At 32.5% G+C, this 17,276-nt stretch carries 17 protein-coding genes; 8 read left to right on the top strand and 9 right to left on the bottom strand.

Annotated elements, in window-relative coordinates:
• The first annotated feature begins 123 nt into the window (after nt 1–123).
• From yycF to MHZ36_RS00315, 8 genes are all read left to right on the top strand, one after another.
• Nucleotides 124–825 carry a response regulator YycF gene (gene yycF, locus MHZ36_RS00350; protein ID WP_042737808.1) on the top strand — a complete coding sequence of 234 codons (702 nt, stop codon included), beginning with the start codon at nt 124–126 and terminating at the stop codon, nt 823–825.
• A 12-nt stretch (nt 826–837) separates the two neighbouring features.
• Entirely contained in the window at nt 838–2,676 is a 1,839-nt protein-coding gene (gene walK / locus MHZ36_RS00345) for a cell wall metabolism sensor histidine kinase WalK (RefSeq protein ID WP_239228890.1), read from the top strand.
• Complete coding sequence (locus MHZ36_RS00340; RefSeq protein ID WP_239228888.1) at nt 2,666–4,003, top strand: YycH family regulatory protein; 1,338 nt, start codon at nt 2,666–2,668, stop codon at nt 4,001–4,003. Before walK ends, MHZ36_RS00340 begins: the two co-directional genes overlap by 11 nt.
• Entirely contained in the window at nt 4,004–4,786 is a 783-nt protein-coding gene (locus MHZ36_RS00335) for a two-component system regulatory protein YycI (protein WP_239228886.1), read from the top strand.
• 430 nt (nt 4,787–5,216) lie between these two features.
• Nucleotides 5,217–5,423 (top strand): hypothetical protein, encoded by a 207-nt coding sequence (locus tag MHZ36_RS00330; protein WP_239228885.1) that lies wholly within the window; start codon nt 5,217–5,219, stop codon nt 5,421–5,423.
• A 371-nt stretch (nt 5,424–5,794) separates the two neighbouring features.
• Nucleotides 5,795–6,595, top strand: a complete 801-nt coding sequence (locus tag MHZ36_RS00325; RefSeq protein ID WP_239228884.1) for an MBL fold metallo-hydrolase — start codon at nt 5,795–5,797, stop codon at nt 6,593–6,595.
• Between the two features lie 674 nt (nt 6,596–7,269).
• Nucleotides 7,270–7,749 (top strand): 23S rRNA (pseudouridine(1915)-N(3))-methyltransferase RlmH, encoded by a 480-nt coding sequence (gene rlmH, locus MHZ36_RS00320; protein ID WP_107526800.1) that lies wholly within the window; start codon nt 7,270–7,272, stop codon nt 7,747–7,749.
• 87 nt (nt 7,750–7,836) lie between these two features.
• Complete coding sequence (locus MHZ36_RS00315; RefSeq protein WP_103322421.1) at nt 7,837–9,252, top strand: hypothetical protein; 1,416 nt, start codon at nt 7,837–7,839, stop codon at nt 9,250–9,252.
• A 22-nt stretch (nt 9,253–9,274) separates the two neighbouring features.
• Here the strand turns inward: MHZ36_RS00315 and MHZ36_RS00310 are convergent, their stop codons facing one another.
• The 9 genes from MHZ36_RS00310 to MHZ36_RS00270 all read right to left on the bottom strand — a co-directional run bounded on the left by MHZ36_RS00310 (nt 9,275) and on the right by MHZ36_RS00270 (nt 17,249).
• Nucleotides 9,275–9,997, bottom strand: a complete 723-nt coding sequence (locus MHZ36_RS00310) for a DNA-methyltransferase (RefSeq protein WP_103322422.1) — start codon at nt 9,995–9,997, stop codon at nt 9,275–9,277.
• 16 nt (nt 9,998–10,013) lie between these two features.
• Nucleotides 10,014–10,889, bottom strand: a complete 876-nt coding sequence (locus MHZ36_RS00305) for a Dam family site-specific DNA-(adenine-N6)-methyltransferase (protein ID WP_239102456.1) — start codon at nt 10,887–10,889, stop codon at nt 10,014–10,016.
• Nucleotides 10,890–10,905: 16 nt separating this feature from the next.
• Complete coding sequence (locus MHZ36_RS00300; RefSeq protein ID WP_239102458.1) at nt 10,906–11,931, bottom strand: DNA adenine methylase; 1,026 nt, start codon at nt 11,929–11,931, stop codon at nt 10,906–10,908.
• A gap of 102 nt (nt 11,932–12,033) precedes the next feature.
• Complete coding sequence (locus tag MHZ36_RS00295) at nt 12,034–12,546, bottom strand: DUF1643 domain-containing protein (RefSeq protein ID WP_103323364.1); 513 nt, start codon at nt 12,544–12,546, stop codon at nt 12,034–12,036.
• 15 nt (nt 12,547–12,561) lie between these two features.
• A complete protein-coding gene (locus MHZ36_RS00290) occupies nt 12,562–12,873 on the bottom strand; it encodes a DUF960 family protein (protein ID WP_103323363.1) in 312 nt (103 codons plus the stop codon).
• Between the two features lie 95 nt (nt 12,874–12,968).
• The gene (locus tag MHZ36_RS00285) at nt 12,969–13,307 is read right to left on the bottom strand and encodes an SAUGI family uracil-DNA glycosylase inhibitor (RefSeq protein ID WP_103323362.1); all 339 of its coding nucleotides are present in this window, start codon (nt 13,305–13,307) and stop codon (nt 12,969–12,971) included.
• A 473-nt stretch (nt 13,308–13,780) separates the two neighbouring features.
• Nucleotides 13,781–15,409, bottom strand: a complete 1,629-nt coding sequence (ccrB, locus tag MHZ36_RS00280; RefSeq protein ID WP_103323361.1) for a cassette chromosome recombinase CcrB — start codon at nt 15,407–15,409, stop codon at nt 13,781–13,783.
• Nucleotides 15,410–15,429: 20 nt separating this feature from the next.
• Nucleotides 15,430–16,779, bottom strand: coding sequence for a cassette chromosome recombinase CcrA (ccrA, locus tag MHZ36_RS00275; protein ID WP_103323360.1), 1,350 nt, complete (start codon nt 16,777–16,779; stop codon nt 15,430–15,432).
• Nucleotides 16,780–16,970: 191 nt separating this feature from the next.
• The gene (locus MHZ36_RS00270; protein WP_239228883.1) at nt 16,971–17,249 is read right to left on the bottom strand and encodes a recombinase family protein; all 279 of its coding nucleotides are present in this window, start codon (nt 17,247–17,249) and stop codon (nt 16,971–16,973) included.
• Between the last annotated feature and the right edge of the window lie 27 nt (nt 17,250–17,276).

Raw genomic sequence — 17,276 nt, 5'->3', positions numbered from 1 at the left:
ACAAATATAACTTTTTATTTACAACAATAGAATTAGATCTTTATAAATGGTAAATTATATAATAAGGAACTGTGTAGATTCTGAAATAAAAAGTACTACAATTTAGAAATGAGGTTTATAAATATGGCTAGAAAAGTTGTTGTAGTCGATGATGAAAAACCAATTGCAGATATTCTTGAATTTAATTTAAAAAAAGAAGGCTACGAAGTATTCTGTGCATATGATGGAAATGACGCGGTAGACTTAATATATGATGAAGAACCAGATATCGTATTACTCGATATTATGCTACCAGGTCGTGATGGTATGGAAGTATGTCGTGAAGTACGTAAAAAATACGAAATGCCAATCATTATGTTAACAGCAAAAGATTCTGAAATAGATAAAGTGCTAGGACTAGAACTTGGTGCAGATGATTACGTGACAAAACCATTCAGTACACGTGAATTAATCGCCCGTGTTAAAGCTAACTTACGCAGACACTACTCACAACCAGCACAAGAAGTAAACGATACATCTAACGAAATCGTCATCAAAGATATCGTAATTTATCCAGACGCATATTCTATTAAAAAACGTGGCGATGATATTGAATTAACACATCGTGAATTTGAATTATTCCATTATTTATCTAAACACATGGGACAAGTCATGACACGTGAACACCTTTTACAAACCGTATGGGGCTATGACTATTTTGGTGATGTACGTACAGTGGATGTAACGATCAGACGTTTACGTGAGAAGATTGAAGACGATCCATCTCATCCTGAATATATCGTGACACGTCGTGGTGTCGGATATTTCCTTCAACAACATGATTAGAGGACGTAATCAATGAATTGGCTTAAACATTTTCAATCCTTACACACGAAGCTTGTTATCGTCTATGTATTGCTGATAATTATCGGAATGCAAATTATCGGTCTATACTTTACCAATAGTCTAGAAAAAGAATTAACACAAACATTTAAAAACAATATCTCGCAATATGCGAAACAAATTGAGATTAATATAGAAAAAGTATATGACACAGACAGTGGTAACGGCGTCAACGCGCAAAAAGAAGTTCAAAACTTATTAAACGAGTACGCCAATAGACAAGAAATAGAAGAAATACGCTTTATTGATAAAGATCAAATCATTATGGCTACTTCAAAGCAGTCTACCCACAGTCTAATTAATCAAAAAGCAAATGATAGCTCAATCCAAAAAGCATTATCTTTAGGAGAAATTAATAGCCATCAAGTGTTAAAAGATTACGGCAACGGTAAACAACGTGTTTGGATCTATAACTTACCAGTTAAAACGTCCAATCACGGTACAATAGGCGATGTCTATATTGAAGCCGATATAAATGACGTATTTAATCAATTGAGTAACATTACGCAAATCTTTATCGTCGGCACAGGTATCTCTCTTTTAATCACGGTTATCCTAGGATTCTTTATTGCGAGAACCATCACTAAACCAATTACAGATATGAGAAACCAAACGGTTGAAATGTCTAAAGGGAATTATACACAACGTGTGAAGATTTACGGAAATGACGAAATCGGTGAACTGGCACTCGCATTTAACAACTTATCAAAACGAGTACAAGAAGCTCAAGCAAACACCGAAAGTGAAAAACGACGATTAGATTCCGTGATTACGCACATGAGTGATGGCATTATCGCAACTGACCGTCGTGGCCGGGTACGTATCGTCAACGATATGGCGTTAACGATGATGGGTACAGTTAAAGAAGACATTATCGGACATTATATGCTAAACGTCTTAAAATTAGAAGAAGACTTTTCATTAGATGAAATTCATGAAAATAACGATAGTTTCTTATTAGATATTAATGAATCAGAAGGCATTATCGCCCGTGTTAATTTCAGTACAATCGTACAAGAGACAGGCTTCGTAACTGGTTATATTGCCGTGCTTCACGATGTTACAGAACAACAACAAGTAGAACGTGAACGCCGTGAATTCGTTGCAAACGTATCGCATGAATTACGAACACCACTAACATCTATGAATAGTTACATCGAAGCATTAGAAGAAGGTGCTTGGAAAGATGACAACTTAGCACCACAATTCCTCTCTGTTACTAGAGAAGAAACAGAACGAATGATTCGATTAGTAAATGACTTACTACAATTATCTAAAATGGATAATGAATCAGATCAAATTACCAAAGAAATCGTCGACTTTAATATGTTTATTAATAAGATTATTAACCGACATGAAATGGCAGCAAAAGATACGATATTTATTAGAGAAATTCCAAATCAAACAATCTTCACAGAAATCGATCCAGATAAGATGACCCAAGTGTTCGATAACGTGATCACCAATGCTATGAAATACTCACGTGGCGAGAAACGTGTAGAGTTTCACGTGAAACAGAATGCCTTGTATAACCGCATGACAATTCGTGTTAAAGACAATGGTATCGGTATTCCAATTAATAAAGTAGATAAGATCTTTGATCGCTTCTACCGCGTTGATAAAGCACGTACACGTAAGATGGGTGGTACAGGTTTAGGACTGGCTATTTCCAAGGAAATAGTTGAAGCACATCACGGACGCATTTGGGCAAACAGTGTAGAAGGACAAGGTACATCAATCTTTATTACGCTGCCATGTGAAGTATTAGAAGATGGTGATTGGGATGCGGAGTAAAGAGTTTATTAAATCAATCATACTATGTATCCTCGTCTTGATGAGTGCCGTGCTAACCTATATGACATGGAATTTCTCACCAGACCTGACGAATGTCGATAAGGAAGAAGATAGTAGTGAAGAAAGACCACATACAATTGGAAAGCCAATGAAAGACGGTATGGAACAAGTTGTCACACCTTATCAAGTAATTCATTCACAAGGTGAAAAGACAAAAGGCATGGAAGCAACGAGACAGAATATCAAAGAAATTATCAAACCATTAAAAAATCAACGTGTGACACAATCAGAACAAATGCATAGCAATCATAATCTGATTATTCCAGACTTAAGTGATGACTTCTTAGTACTTGATTTTACTTACGATATGCCATTAGCAACCTATTTAGGTCAAGTACTGAACGTCAATGCGAAAGTGCCGAACAATTTCAAATTCAACCGTTTATTAATCGATAAGCGTATGGATGGCAAAGTGAAGCTTTATGCGATAAGTAAAGATAGACATAACGTTGTTCGTATGGCAACGACTGCCAAACAAAGTAAGTTTAATAAACAACTCAAAGCAATGCAGTCTAATTTACAACCTTATACAGAAATCATTACCAACAAAGATACAATCGATAAAGCGACGCATATCTTTGCACCAAGTTCACCAAAAAAAATGAAATCATATCATACAATCTACAACCGTATAAGTGTAGATACTATGAATTCGATCTTATTTAATGATTCGGTTGTCGTCCGTAGTTCAAAAAGTGGTACTACAACATATAACAACAATACTGGCGTTGCCAATTATAATGATGATAGTGAAAAATATCGCTATACCAACTTGTCAGAAGATGAAAATCGTTCGACAAATATGAAAGACAGCATTCCAAGTACATTCGATTATATCAACAACCATGGCGGTTTCACCGATGACTTTAGATTGTTCAATACAGATAATAAAAAAGGTGATCTAACTTATCAAATGTTCCTCAATGGACGTCCAACATTCAATGATGATGACTTGAACAATATCAAAATTGCTTGGGGAGACAAAGGCGTCTTTAGTTACGCCCGTGCATTGCTTAAGACCAATGTGACCATTGATAGTGGTGAGACTGAGAAGAAGCTACCTGGCGCTGAAACCGTGCGTTCAGAACTTGCAAACAATCCGGATATTGATTTTGAAAAGGTAACCGATATGACGATTGGTTATAAAATGGAAAATCAACCAGATAAAAGCAATATTGAAATTCAACGCAATAGCGAATTCAAACCACAATGGTACATTGAATACGAAGGAAAATGGCGACCATATACAGATGGGAGGCTAGAATAAATGAACTGGAAACGCGCAAAAACACTATTTATTTTCGTCTTTATTCTAGTTAACATTAGCCTCGTGATTATCTATATAGATAAAGTCAACAAGTCACATATTAACGACAGTGACGACGAAAATGCAGTCAACTTCAAACAAGAAGAAATTCAAATTCCAGAACATCTGCCTAGCGTCGATAATTTGAAAATGCAGTTACTCACAGCACGTTCATACGATTTTACATCCTATGTTAAATCACATTCAGATGTTTCTAGTGCTAAATCTGGCGCACTATTAAAAGGCGATATCAGTGATGCAATCGATGTTAGCAATGATCAGTATACTGATTTGAAGACATATGCTAAAGCACATGTCTACAAAGGTGAAGACTACGAGATGAGTAAGATTGATAATGATCATGTGACCTTTGAACAAACCTATGATAACTATCCTATTATGAACAATAATCGAGCACGATTACAGTTTAATGTAAATGATAGTAGCAAAGCTTCTAGTTATACACAAACTGCGATGAAATCGATTGAGCCCTCTAAAGGTGCAAATAATGATAAGAAACAAGTTATCACAGCGAGAAGCGCAATAGAAGCATTATATTATAACCGTTATTTAAAACGTAATGACGAAGTAACAAATGCAAGATTAGGTTATTACACAGTCGTAAAAGAGCCTAATGTACAAGTGCTAGAAGCTAACTGGGAAATCAAAGTGAAACATAAAGACGAGATTAAGACTTACTATGTCGAGGCAGTCTCAGATAGTCCAAAGATTATTGAAGAATAAGCATTATGATATGGTCATGAGAGAGCGATTATAAAGTTTAATATTTTGATAGTAGCCATATAATGAATGAGAGTCTGGGACAAAAATCCTAGTAAAATTACCAGTAAATGAATGTTTATATTCATTTACTGGCTTTTTTTGTATACAATACTTAGTCTTCGTATTGTTGGCTCGCTTTCTCAGTATGCCGTTCTATTTTACTTTTTGTGCCTGGTTGAGACAGGTGGATTTTCTAAAAATAGTTAAAAGCATTCTATGAAATATGATAAAATATTTATATAAAATAGATTGAATGAGCGGTTAAAAATGTAAAAACAGTAGTAGTCAACGCGGATTAAAATAACAGCTTATAAAGTAGCGTTTACTTTGTTATTCCAGAGCAACTGGAAGCGGCAAAATGATATAGATACAGAAAAGGAGTATAAAAACTATGCGCATTAACCAATTCAAACCGAGAACATGGATTATGATCAGTAGATGGGCATTATTTTTAATATTTACGATAATCTTATTTTCCGCAGATTGGTTTAAACCACAATACAGTATTGGATTTTTACTTATTATCTTTGGTTTGGATATGATTATGTGGATATGGTTTCCTAAAACAAAACGCCATAAAGAATCTGAGAATGCGTAACTGTATTTATGTTTAACGTTAGAAATTATGAAAATTGTACAAACGCGCAACTGGTTCTATAAATTTCTAAGTAATATGACCATCTATTACTTAGAAAATATGTTAAAATTATATACTGTTAAACAAAATGATTGAAGCATACAACAAATCTTCGATAACGTATAACTATATATAATCAATGACGGATTTATTATAGTTGGTTTTGATGAATGAGATAAAATAATAATTGTGAAGTCATTTTAAAAGAATGAATTAATGGCAAAATTTATACCACAATAAAGCAAAAATAAGAGGTCAGGCATATTGAGGTCACATAACCCGAAGTCTGTCCCCATAACAGATATTTAAAAAGTGTTTATAGATTAGAAAGGGTGAATCGCTTGATACGAATGAGTGTATTAGCGAGTGGTAGTACGGGAAACGCCACTTATGTAGAAAGTGATAAAGGCAGCATACTTGTCGACGCAGGTCTGACAGGTAAGAAAATGGAAGAACTATTTGGACAAATTGATAAAGAAATAAAAAACGTCAACGGCATCCTAGTGACACACGAACATTCAGATCACATCAAAGGACTAGGCGTACTGGCACGTAAATACAACTTACCAGTTTATGCGAACGAAAAGACTTGGACAGCAATCGAAAAGAAAGATAACAAAATTCCAATGGATCAGAAATTCATTTTTAATCCATACGAAACAAAATCCATCGCAGGATTCGACATCGAATCATTTAACGTGTCACACGATGCGATAGATCCACAGTTCTATATATTTCATAATAACTACAAGAAATTTACGATCATTACAGATACAGGCTACGTTTCAGATCGCATGAAAGGTATGATTCAAGGTAGCGATGCATTTATCTTCGAGAGCAACCACGACGTAGATATGTTACGCATGTGCCGCTATCCTTGGAAGACAAAGCAACGTATCCTTAGCGATGTTGGTCACGTATCCAACGAAGATGCAGGTCACGCTATGACAGATGTTATCACAGGTAACACCAAACGCATTTATCTATCACATCTATCTCAAGATAATAACATGAAAGACCTTGCACGTATGAGTGTAGGACAAGTACTTAACGAACACGATATCGACACACAACGTGATGTCCTACTTTGCGACACAGATAAAGCTCAAGCAACACCAATATATACATTATAAGTTATAGAAAGAGCCCCGATGCATCCATTGATGTTAGGGGCTCTTATTTTTATTTGTAGAAGCTAGTATTAGCATTATTTAGTACGGTTTAGATGTGGAGAAGGTTTGGGAGAAGTATATATTAGTGTGGATAGGAATTTTTGAGAAACCAAGATACTGTATGGTTAGGAATTAAAAGTGTGGTATAGCAGATTTAGTTATTTAAAAAATTTTTGCAATGATATAAAAAAGTGGCGTTTTTTTACTGTGCAGAAAATTAGAAATAGATACTTATACCCATAAGTTATCAACAGAAATTGATAATTGAATATTATAATATTCAGTTAACTAATAAATATAAGTTAGAATGTGCAACAGAAATACTTTTAAATAAGGATTTGTGTAAAGAAATTGTAAATGATGTGAATAACTATGTAAGACAACCACCTACTTATCCACTATTTTATCCAAAGTTATCCATAGCTGTGCACAATTCACATGTGGATACCCACATTATACACAGGGTTATCCACAAATATACAGGTTATCCACCTATTTTATGTGCATAAATTGTAAAATTCATTAATTTTTCATATACATTCTTGTTATAATAAGAGGGAACAGTGTGAATAAGTTAATAACTTGTGGATAACTCTAATAACTTTTAATTCTATACACATATTTGGAGGATAAAAATGAAAATAACAATACTTACAGTAGGTAAATTAAAAGAAAAATACTGGAAACAAGCAATAGCAGAATATGAAAAGAGATTAGGAGCGTACTCCAAAATAGAAATAATTGAAGTTCCAGATGAAAAAGCCCCTGAGAACATGAGCGATAAAGAAGTAGAACAAGTAAAAGAGAAAGAAGGGCAACGCCTTTTAGCTAAAGTAAAACCACAATCCACAGTCATTACATTAGAAATCAAAGGCAACATGCTCACCTCAGAAGGATTAGCCAAAGAACTAGAAGGACGCATGACCCGCGGCCAAAGCGACTTCACATTTATTATAGGCGGATCAAACGGTCTACACCAAGACGTGTTAAACCGCAGCGACTATGCACTATCATTCAGCAAAATGACCTTCCCACACCAAATGATGCGCGTAGTCTTAATAGAACAAATATACCGCGCATTTAAGATTATGCGAGGAGAAGCGTATCATAAGTGATGCGGTTTTTTAATTACTTATACACATTATTTGTTATATTCCAAATTTTAATATATTGAGGTATAATGCAATTATGGAGTTGAGATGATGCAAAATGTATATATTCTTTCAGAAGAACGACCTAAAAAAAGTGTGGTTTATCAGTTGTTATTATTAGTTCAATCACATTTGAATAACAAAAATATTAAAGAGAATGAAATACTTCGCTTAAATGAGGAAAAAACTAATTTTAAAATAATACCTGAAATAATCGACGGTAGATTTACGTTTAATTATTTAGTAAAAGGAATAGAGATTGAAGGTATTAATAGTATAATAATAAAATTGTCAAAAGGATATTCAAGTTTCGTAGATTTTTTAGTTTTTATACAAAATGAAATACCAAATCCGGAAAAAGAAAATAACTTAATATTTGGTGTTGAAGAAACTAAAACTAGAGATAGTGAAAGTAGAAATACAGGTGTTTATCAAAGAGGGTCGAAATTTGTCTTTTTTGAACATTTTTATCCTGATTCAAAGTTATACATGCTATATAATGATAGTAATAAAGATAGTAAAGTGAAACCTTCTGAAACTAGTGTGTTTGGTACTAGTCTTTATAAAAATCTCGATGTATCTTTAATAGGTAAAGATGACAAATGGTTTGAATCTTTTAGAAGCATAGAAGATTTGATTGAATTTAAATCTTCTATGAGAAAACCACCAAAAGGAAATGTACCGGTAGATATAAATCTTGATTTAAATAAAAATCTAATAACTATATCTGGAAGATTAGCAAAGCCAGCGAATGCAGGTAACATTGGTCATGATCCTAATATTGGAGCCTTAACATTAATTAGTTCTGTTTTGAGAAAGTTAGGTTGGAATGGAAAGATAGTCATCACTAGGCATGGAGTGTCACAAACTTACATAAATCGTAATAAAAAAAATAAATTTTTATTACTTTGTTCAATATTAAATATAGAGTTAGAAAATATAGAAATGGATTTAACAGAAATTAAAGCATATATACCTTCTCAATATTGGAAATATGAAAACACTAGTGAAAAAGTTACGGATATTTTCTTACATTTATTATGTGATTATTTTGATATTCCAGCAATTTATGAAAATCATGCAGGAAGTGAGAGAGGATACTTTATAACTGAAAATCAGAACATAGTAATACCTAAAAAAAATAAAATGAATCAATTATATTATATACCTGATGTAGTGATAGCTAATCACAAAGAAAAAGAGCTTTTATTAGTAGAGGGCAAAACATATGAAAATTGGAAAAAAGGTATAGAAGAGTTAGAAAATTATCCAACTTTTGAAGAGGATTTCTTGAAGAAATATTACCCTGATTATCAATTTTCAAAATGGGTTACTTTATATTCATCTAATAACCAGGACGAATTACCTCATAAAGATGTGTTATTAAATGTGAATAATCTCGGTCAAATAAATCTTAGCGATAATAGTCCAAAATGGTTAGAAAAAATAATGAAAAAAATGACTTAGATTTCATTCTAAGTCATTTTTTTTAAAACAATTTTTGTTGCTTAAACTTCGTTCTTTTATTGGCTATAGAAACATACTTCTCATCTATATCAAAACCTATAAAATTACGATCGGTATTCATCGAAGCCACTCCTGTAGTTCCGCTTCCCATAAAAGGATCTAATATAATATCTTCTTTATTGGAGTGTATATTTATTAAGTGTTCAATAAGTTTAACGGGTTTTTGAGTAGGATGGTATCTTTCAAAGCCGCCACCACTTTCGGAAGGAAATTTTAATACTGACCGTTCCATCGCACTATCTTGTCTATTAAAAGTCCAACTCTTACCAGGTTTTACATACCATTGAAGCATTTCTATATCAGGTGCATAACGTCTATCTCTATTACGTGGCATGGGGTTAGTTTTTTGCCATATGATTGTATCTTTATATATAAATCCAAGATTATGACATATTTCAGTTAGAATGCTGGATTTTTTAAAGTCATTAAAAATAATTAGACTGCCCCCAGGTTTGATTACTTCATAAGCAGCTTCTATCCATAACTGATTATCAAAGTTTTTGTCCCAATTGCCAAAATCAGTACCAACGCGACTATTTTTTCGGTCTTTCATTGTTGCAAAATTAGATTTTCTTGAAATCACATATGGTGGGTCTGCAATAACTAAATCGATTAAAGCATTTGAAGCAATTAATTTTTTAATTCCATATACACAATCAAATAAATAAGTACGGTTGAAATCCATATTAATCACCTTAATTTTAGTATTTTAAAATATTGCCATTAGAAACGTCGTAATTTGTAATAAGTACTTCTTTACTGCCGACACCTTTTGAATTGTATGACGAGTTATTATAATTATAATTTAATACATGTACAGCTACACTTTTATTTTTTATGAAATTCTCTAATAAAGTATGCTGCTTTTCTTTATTTTCTAAGACATTAGACATAGCCCATCTAACTTTATTACTAGTAAGTTGATTAAGTAAATTATACATTTTTAATTCTTGATTTTCATTCCAATTTGTAAAACCTCTATTTCCATCATTGTAACTGGCTCTAGTTATAAGATAAGGAGGATCTAAGTATACAAAGTCGTTAGGTTTTAAATCTGACAAATTTAGGTGTTCAAAAAGATAGTCTGTAAATAGAGGCTTTATTTCATTCAATCTCTTGACAAATTTATATAGATTACTTCTCATATTATTTGTGAATTGAGAACGATTTTTACCAAATGGATTATTAAATTTCATAGAATTATTAAATCTTATTTGATAATTATAACTATACGCTACTAATACATATAGATTAATAGGTGAGGGATTAGAGTTATAGTAATTTCTAAATGCGAGAAAGGCTTCTTGATTTGTTTTAGATAGATTCCAATTAGTAATTATTTCATCTATATTATAAATTAATTCATCAGGATCTTGAGTTGAAAAAAATCTGAACATTTCATTAATTTTGTAATTCATATCATTAAACCAATATTTTTTAGCCTCAACATTAATACCTACGTTGGCCCCCCCACTAAATAAATCAACAAAAAGATCTATTTCGTTTGGAAATAATGGTATAATTTGTGGTAGCAATTTATATTTACCACCAACATAATTCAATGGGCTTTTTAACATTATAAACTCCTTTTTATTAAAATTTTCTAATATAAATTAAAATTTCATACAGCCCTTCATTTATTGAAGGAATCTTCGATTTATATTTTCGATAAGGTATTCTTTTTATATCAACTTTTTTATTGAAGGAATGATTTTGCATTATATTTATTAGATCTTCTTCACTAATTATTCCCTCATTATTATAACTCAATATAATATGTTTTGAATTGATATTACTAATCAGCTCTTCAAGAGATTCTTTAGCTTTCTTCTGCATGGAGTATGTACTTTTTAAATTACTGTAATCCATTAATCCTGTTACACCAGATAACTCAGGCTTTTTATTTGAAGCTATATTTTCTAACACATGATAATTTGGGGCATATTGTCTTTTATTATATGGGGGATCCAAATATGCAATGTCTGATTTAATAGTTTTAACCAAATTATTGGCATTCTCATTAAAAGATAAATTAGATTTGTTGTTATTTACTATTTTTACTGCTTTTAAAGTTAGCGGTTTTAAAGCACGTGTATCCCATTTTTTTAAATAGGCTCCGTATGTCCCTGTTATATTACTTATAAATGGAATAGCTTGTATCAATGATGTAAGTAAATAGTAATACTCCAAATTATCAATCAAACTTTCCAACTTCCATTTGTCAATTAAAGTACGGATTCCATCAATCTTTTTAGCATTTTCAACAGTAAAATACATTCTTTTAGATTTCCCACTAGGGCTATAATTCTCCTCGTAGTAGCCAACTTCATTTAAACTAAAATCAATTTGATTTAAAAAATCTATAGGATTTTCAATACCAATATTTTTGAGGTTTTTGAAGGAAGGAGTTTCATTATTTTCAATACTGATTTTAGCCATTATATAACTAAAGTAAAGAATGTCATTACTGAAAATTTGATAATCTTTTTTAAAGTATTCACTTACAACATTACTACCAGCGAACACATCAAAAAAAGTTTTTTCATCACCATCAGAATGTTCATTTAATATCTCTTCGATGTTTGTTAATAAATTTGTTTTTGATCCAATAAATCTCATTTCTACAACTCCTCATAATATACTTTACCATACTATCAGATAATGCCTTAGGCAACAATAAAATTAAGGTCTAGAATGAAGACCGTCACTTTAATGATAAATTTATTCACAAAATCCCAATATCCATTTTTTTCTTGCTTTTGGATTAAGTGGATGCATGATTTCATTTGTTTCTGGATTAATAAGTTGCTTTACTTTCTTCTTATGAGGTTTCAACATTTCTAATACTTCATTGACCCTAGACTCAACAACTGTTTTTTTAGCGTATGCACCCCAAGCTAATATAACTTCATCTGCTTCTTTTACAGCTTTCATGATTTGAATGTCTGTATGTTTATCATGGCTATTTTCTATATGCTTTATATTTGTGGTTGTTATCATGTTTGAATATAGATTCACAAAATCAATTGATCCGAAGTCTTCCATTTCAGATACTTTATTTAGAATTAATTGAGTCGTTAAATCAATATTGAGAATACCATCATAATGCGGATACATTGTGATGATTGTGATCGTTTGTTTTTCACTATCCCATGTTTTCTTAAGTAGATAGCGATGTTGTTGGTCATCACTGAATATGGCTTCAGTTTCTAATGTATTTTTTATTGTTTCCATGTAATATTCACTCCTCTAGTATTCTTCTGGTAGTAACATGACGTAATAGGAAAGGCCTACATCATCTTCTCTGATAATGTAGACTTTATTGATATTGATAGGCTGTTTGACGTTTGCCTTATGAATTTTGATATACTCTGGACGCTCTTGTATATGCTTGATATATAATTGACTATTATGCATATTGAGTTGGAATATATGAAAATAATCCAATGATTCATTTGCCTTGGACTGTTCGTTTTCGCGTTGTGCTACAAGTTGCCATAATTGATGTTGTAAGGTGATAGGTAAGCTATTGGCAATACCACGAGTGATATATCTATTCATAAGTGTTTTCCTTTCGTTCTGATTCTTTCATCCAAATGATAATTTCACTAAGAATTGTAATGACGATTTGTGTAATTTTGATGTATTTATGCATATTATTGTCCTCCTGTTAGTAAGTATCGTTGATCCAAAAGGGGCATGATAGTGTTGTGTAGGTATAAGAAATCCATATCGTGATTTTCATCGATATAACCAATGGCTATGAGTTGTTTCTGATGGTAGAGAATGAAAGGATAGATATTACTTTCGTGAAGTGTGTCAGAGTAGTAGGTATTAGTCTGAAGTATTTTATTACTGAGTGGGCCAAGTCTTACATATTGATTGGGTAAGATATCATCAGCGATTTCCTCGATAGATTCGCAGTGCCACACTTCGTCCTTTGGCAGATTGAATAAGTTGGTTATATAGTGCTTGAGTTGTTGTTCTAGTGTCATTATTATGACCTCCTAATGTATTTGATTGATGTATGTACGTGATACATCATTTTGATAATATAAGTTTGAAATAACGTTTGTTTCGCTTAAAAATCCCACTGAAATACAGAAAAGATCCCAATCGAAAGTCGTCACAATTGTTGGTATGACAAGGAAATCCCGTTATCCCGATCATTTTTTGGGAAATATAGCTATATATTTATATATAGTTTGGATTTGTAGGTGTGGTTATGATTTACTTTTTCTTTTTATATTATTTATTTATAAATAATAATGGGATTTTGGGATTACGCTTGCGTAATCCTTCTCTTACATGAAGTTAGCCAATCCCGTTACTATCCCACTTATATTTTGTTTTGGGATGTTCTTTCGTCATATCAATATAAGCTTCACATTGAGCCATGATTTGTTAGCGTGTTGAATATATTTGTTAGATGAGTGTTATTGAATGACGAAAGGACAGTACATTTGTATTAGATTTGAAGAAAGAGCGTTTGAGGCAAAAATAAAGACGAAGTGCTGAGGAGCACTTCGTCGAGTGGGGTATCATTGAAAAGTTGTTTAATAATTTCATTATTGAGTTTGAGTGTAACGTAGAATTGTTTTTTATGATTACCGTCTTTACGAATATCGATACGATCAATGACCGTAAGGTATAATGCTTTGAGTTGTGCTTTATCCATTGATTCTACGTTTTGAAATATTTGTTGTAATAGGGCAGCGATTTGCTTCGTATCGTAAGATGGTTTTTCTTGGTTTTGTTGCTGCTTGAGTTGATTCATTTGGTTTGTGATATCATTCAGTTGTGTTTCATATTGATGAATGGTTGGTTTGAGCGTAGATGCTAAGTCTGGATTGTCTTCGATGGTTTGAATTAGATTTTTAAGTTTAGTGTTAATTTCATCAAATTGTTGTTGTTTATAAGCAATATCATGGTTAAGTGCAGCTACATCGACTTGATTCTCTTGATTGACACGTTCGACAACTTGTTTGAGAACTTTATCACTTTTGACAATTTCAAGTATTTGGTCCATAACATATTTTTCAATGACATCGGCTCTAACACTATTCGCAGAACATACCTTTGAGCCTTTATTTCGAAAATTACTACACGAATAGTAACGAATACGTTTTTTAGTACCGTCTTTGAGTGTATTGGTTGTATTTGAAGCTGCATATGCTGCACCACATTTTTCGCAGAAAATTATTCCAGTTAACAGATTTGTCCCTTTACCATGTACCTGTGGCTTTTTGCTTACTTGCTTCTTACGTGCTTGGACTTTATCCCATAAATCTTGACTAATAATAGGCGTGTGTTTACCTTCAGCGATTACTGGCTTATCGTTTAATCCTTTACGTCGTTTATCATTCCAATCTTTGTATTTTGCGAATTGAATTTTACCAATATAGAATGGATTTGAGAGAATATAAGTAACAGCTGAAATACTAAATGGATTGCCTTTTTTAGTCACATAGCCTTTGTGATTGAGTGCATTGGCTATTTTACGATAACCATGACCTTTGGCATAAGATTCAAAAATATATTTCACAATATTGGCTTCATGTTGGTTAATCATGAGTTCATGTTTACTGTCAGGTATTTTATCATAAGCTAACGGTAAATTGCCCTGATAATACCCTTCTTGAGACCTTCTCAACTGCCCCATAAATGCTCCCTCGGCGATGTTATTCCTTTCAAATTCAGAGAAGGAAGCTAAAATTTGTAAGAGTAATTTTCCACTATTTGAGTCAAATTTCATGTTTTCGGACAAGCTAAAGAATTCAACATTTTGCTTGTGTAATCCTTCAACAATTGTTAACAGGTCAGATGTGTTACGCGCTAAACGACTTGTTTTATATATCATAACACAATCCAATTTACCTTCTTTAGCATCTTTTAACATGCGTTGTAACTCTGGGCGATTCATTGTTTTTCCTGAAACACCACGGTCAGCGTAAATATCAAAAACTTCATATCCGTGGAATTGGCAATATTCCTTTATTTGTGTAATTTGACCATTAATACTAAATTTATCAATGTCTTGAGAAATTGTTGAAACTCTAACATAACATCCTACAGATTTTCTTTTCATTTCTTTCATATTTTTCATCCTTTCATTAATTAAGCAATCGATGATTGCGTAGCTTGGTTTACAATGTTTAGCGGTTCATTTTTGAAATAGATTCCCACAAGGCTTTTGTTTTTAGAAATATGAATTTCATCAATATATCGGTATAACATGCTTAACGTGAAGTGTTGTTGAATTACATTTTCAAAAGACCTTTGAATTTGTTGCTCATTTATTGATAGTGTTGGTTTTGATTGTTGAAGTAACGATTGAGATTGTTTTCTGAACGTTTCTGCATCGATGGCTCCTTTAGCTAATTTATCTATCAATTGTTCTTGTGTAAGTGTGCTCCTAGTTTCTAGGGCCCTTTGTTTTTTGATCCGTTTTTGAATTACATCGTTGATTTTTAAGTAAAGTTGTTGATTTTGAAAGAAGTCCTGACATGTAGTTAAGACTTGAGTTTCTAGTTTTGGCGCATTAATCCCTTTGAATTCACAGACAAAATGAGATGCATTCATATTTCGAGAACAGACATAGTAACGTAATGCATGGTTCTTTTTTCTAATTGTCATATTGGTAAGGGTTGACCCGCAATAAGGGCATTTGATTTTTTGTTTGAGTTGATTGTCTGAAGGTGTTCGTTTGATTTGTTTTTGCGATCGTAGAGCTTGCGCTTGTTCGTACATATTTGTAGAAACAATAGACGGAAACATGTTGTCATATTGTCCATATTTATTGATAACACGACCACAGTAATTGGGATTCATAATAATATTACGTACTTGATAAGGTTTCCGGTTGAGTAGTTTGTTATCTTCTTCTAAGAACTGTGTAATTTTTTTATAGCCATTACCTTGAAGATAGTAATTGAATACGGCAATTACCGTTGGTGATTCATTCTTATTTATCGTGAATGTACCACGTTTGTAGTGGTAACCAAAGGGGGCGTGTGTAGTTATCAATTTACCCTGACGCGCTTTTTCTTTTATCCCGTTGCTTACTTGTTCGCCAATATTATCAGATTCTAATTCGGCCAAGCTGATGAAAATATTAAGTTTAAGCCGATCGAATGCTTTATCCATATCAAAATAGCCATCATGAACACTTAAGATATGAACATGATATTTTTGGCACAATTTCATGAGTTTTAATGCATTTTTTAGATTACGATGAAGTCGATTCAGACGATAGCAACATAGTACGTCACATCGTCCTTGTTGAATCAGTTCAGTAATTTGCTGGTAACCGTTTCGCTTATCAGTGCGTCCTGATTGCTTATCGCTATAAAATGTGATGTGTTGAATATTGTGTTTTTCAGCTAATGTCTTGATGGCTTGTTTCTGTGCCGGAAGTGATTGTTGTTTTGTTGTACTTTGACGTAAGTAACCCATTGCTTGTTTCATCCTGTTTCCTCCTTCCACAGTGATAATATATATTTATGAATGAATTTACACATAAGCCCAACACCAGTGAGGTGTTGGGCGTTATTATTAGTCATCAGTGTGATTGATTTCTTCAATCACTAAATCAGCAAGTAATGTGATTAATTCGTCCATATTATTCCTCCCAATTGACTTTGATAGTAGTAAAAGTGTTATACCAACATCGGAAATATTGTAATGAATTCGATATTTAGCTTTGAGCAGAGTCTGTCCAATTCAGAGTAATCTTCATAGGTGCCCCAAAAGACAATACATTTAGGTTTGATGTTTTTAAGTTTAATGTCATTTATTAATTGGTTATCGTTGTCATAAGCTTTTGTAATTTTATAACCATTTGACTTACAGAAAGTTTTAATGTCATCAATAGGCGTGTTTTCTAAAAATTCAGATCTTTCATCTGTAATATTATGTGTTAATGCAATTACGTTCATAATTTTTTCCTCCGATTGATTTAATGA

Source organism: Staphylococcus sp. ACRSN, from assembly GCF_022346615.1.
In the GTDB taxonomy this organism is placed as follows: Bacteria; Bacillota; Bacilli; order Staphylococcales; family Staphylococcaceae; genus Staphylococcus.
The sequence above is the reverse complement of the archived record's forward strand: the minus strand, read 5'-3'. Positions and strand labels throughout refer to the sequence as shown.

Coding starts and splice junctions, on each gene's coding strand:
- MHZ36_RS00340 (WP_239228888.1), top strand. CDS start 2,666: ATGCGGAGTAAAGAGTTTATTAAATCAATCATACTATGTATCCTCGTC.
- MHZ36_RS00285 (WP_103323362.1), bottom strand. CDS start 13,307: ATGACACTAGAACAACAACTCAAGCACTATATAACCAACTTATTCAAT.
- yycF (WP_042737808.1), top strand. CDS start 124: ATGGCTAGAAAAGTTGTTGTAGTCGATGATGAAAAACCAATTGCAGAT.
- ccrA (WP_103323360.1), bottom strand. CDS start 16,779: ATGAAACAAGCAATGGGTTACTTACGTCAAAGTACAACAAAACAACAA.
- MHZ36_RS00310 (WP_103322422.1), bottom strand. CDS start 9,997: ATGGATTTCAACCGTACTTATTTATTTGATTGTGTATATGGAATTAAA.
- MHZ36_RS00305 (WP_239102456.1), bottom strand. CDS start 10,889: ATGTTAAAAAGCCCATTGAATTATGTTGGTGGTAAATATAAATTGCTA.
- walK (WP_239228890.1), top strand. CDS start 838: ATGAATTGGCTTAAACATTTTCAATCCTTACACACGAAGCTTGTTATC.
- MHZ36_RS00270 (WP_239228883.1), bottom strand. CDS start 17,249: ATGAACGTAATTGCATTAACACATAATATTACAGATGAAAGATCTGAA.
- MHZ36_RS00315 (WP_103322421.1), top strand. CDS start 7,837: ATGCAAAATGTATATATTCTTTCAGAAGAACGACCTAAAAAAAGTGTG.
- MHZ36_RS00335 (WP_239228886.1), top strand. CDS start 4,004: ATGAACTGGAAACGCGCAAAAACACTATTTATTTTCGTCTTTATTCTA.
- MHZ36_RS00330 (WP_239228885.1), top strand. CDS start 5,217: ATGCGCATTAACCAATTCAAACCGAGAACATGGATTATGATCAGTAGA.
- MHZ36_RS00295 (WP_103323364.1), bottom strand. CDS start 12,546: ATGGAAACAATAAAAAATACATTAGAAACTGAAGCCATATTCAGTGAT.
- ccrB (WP_103323361.1), bottom strand. CDS start 15,409: ATGAAAGAAATGAAAAGAAAATCTGTAGGATGTTATGTTAGAGTTTCA.
- MHZ36_RS00290 (WP_103323363.1), bottom strand. CDS start 12,873: ATGAATAGATATATCACTCGTGGTATTGCCAATAGCTTACCTATCACC.
- MHZ36_RS00300 (WP_239102458.1), bottom strand. CDS start 11,931: ATGAGATTTATTGGATCAAAAACAAATTTATTAACAAACATCGAAGAG.
- rlmH (WP_107526800.1), top strand. CDS start 7,270: ATGAAAATAACAATACTTACAGTAGGTAAATTAAAAGAAAAATACTGG.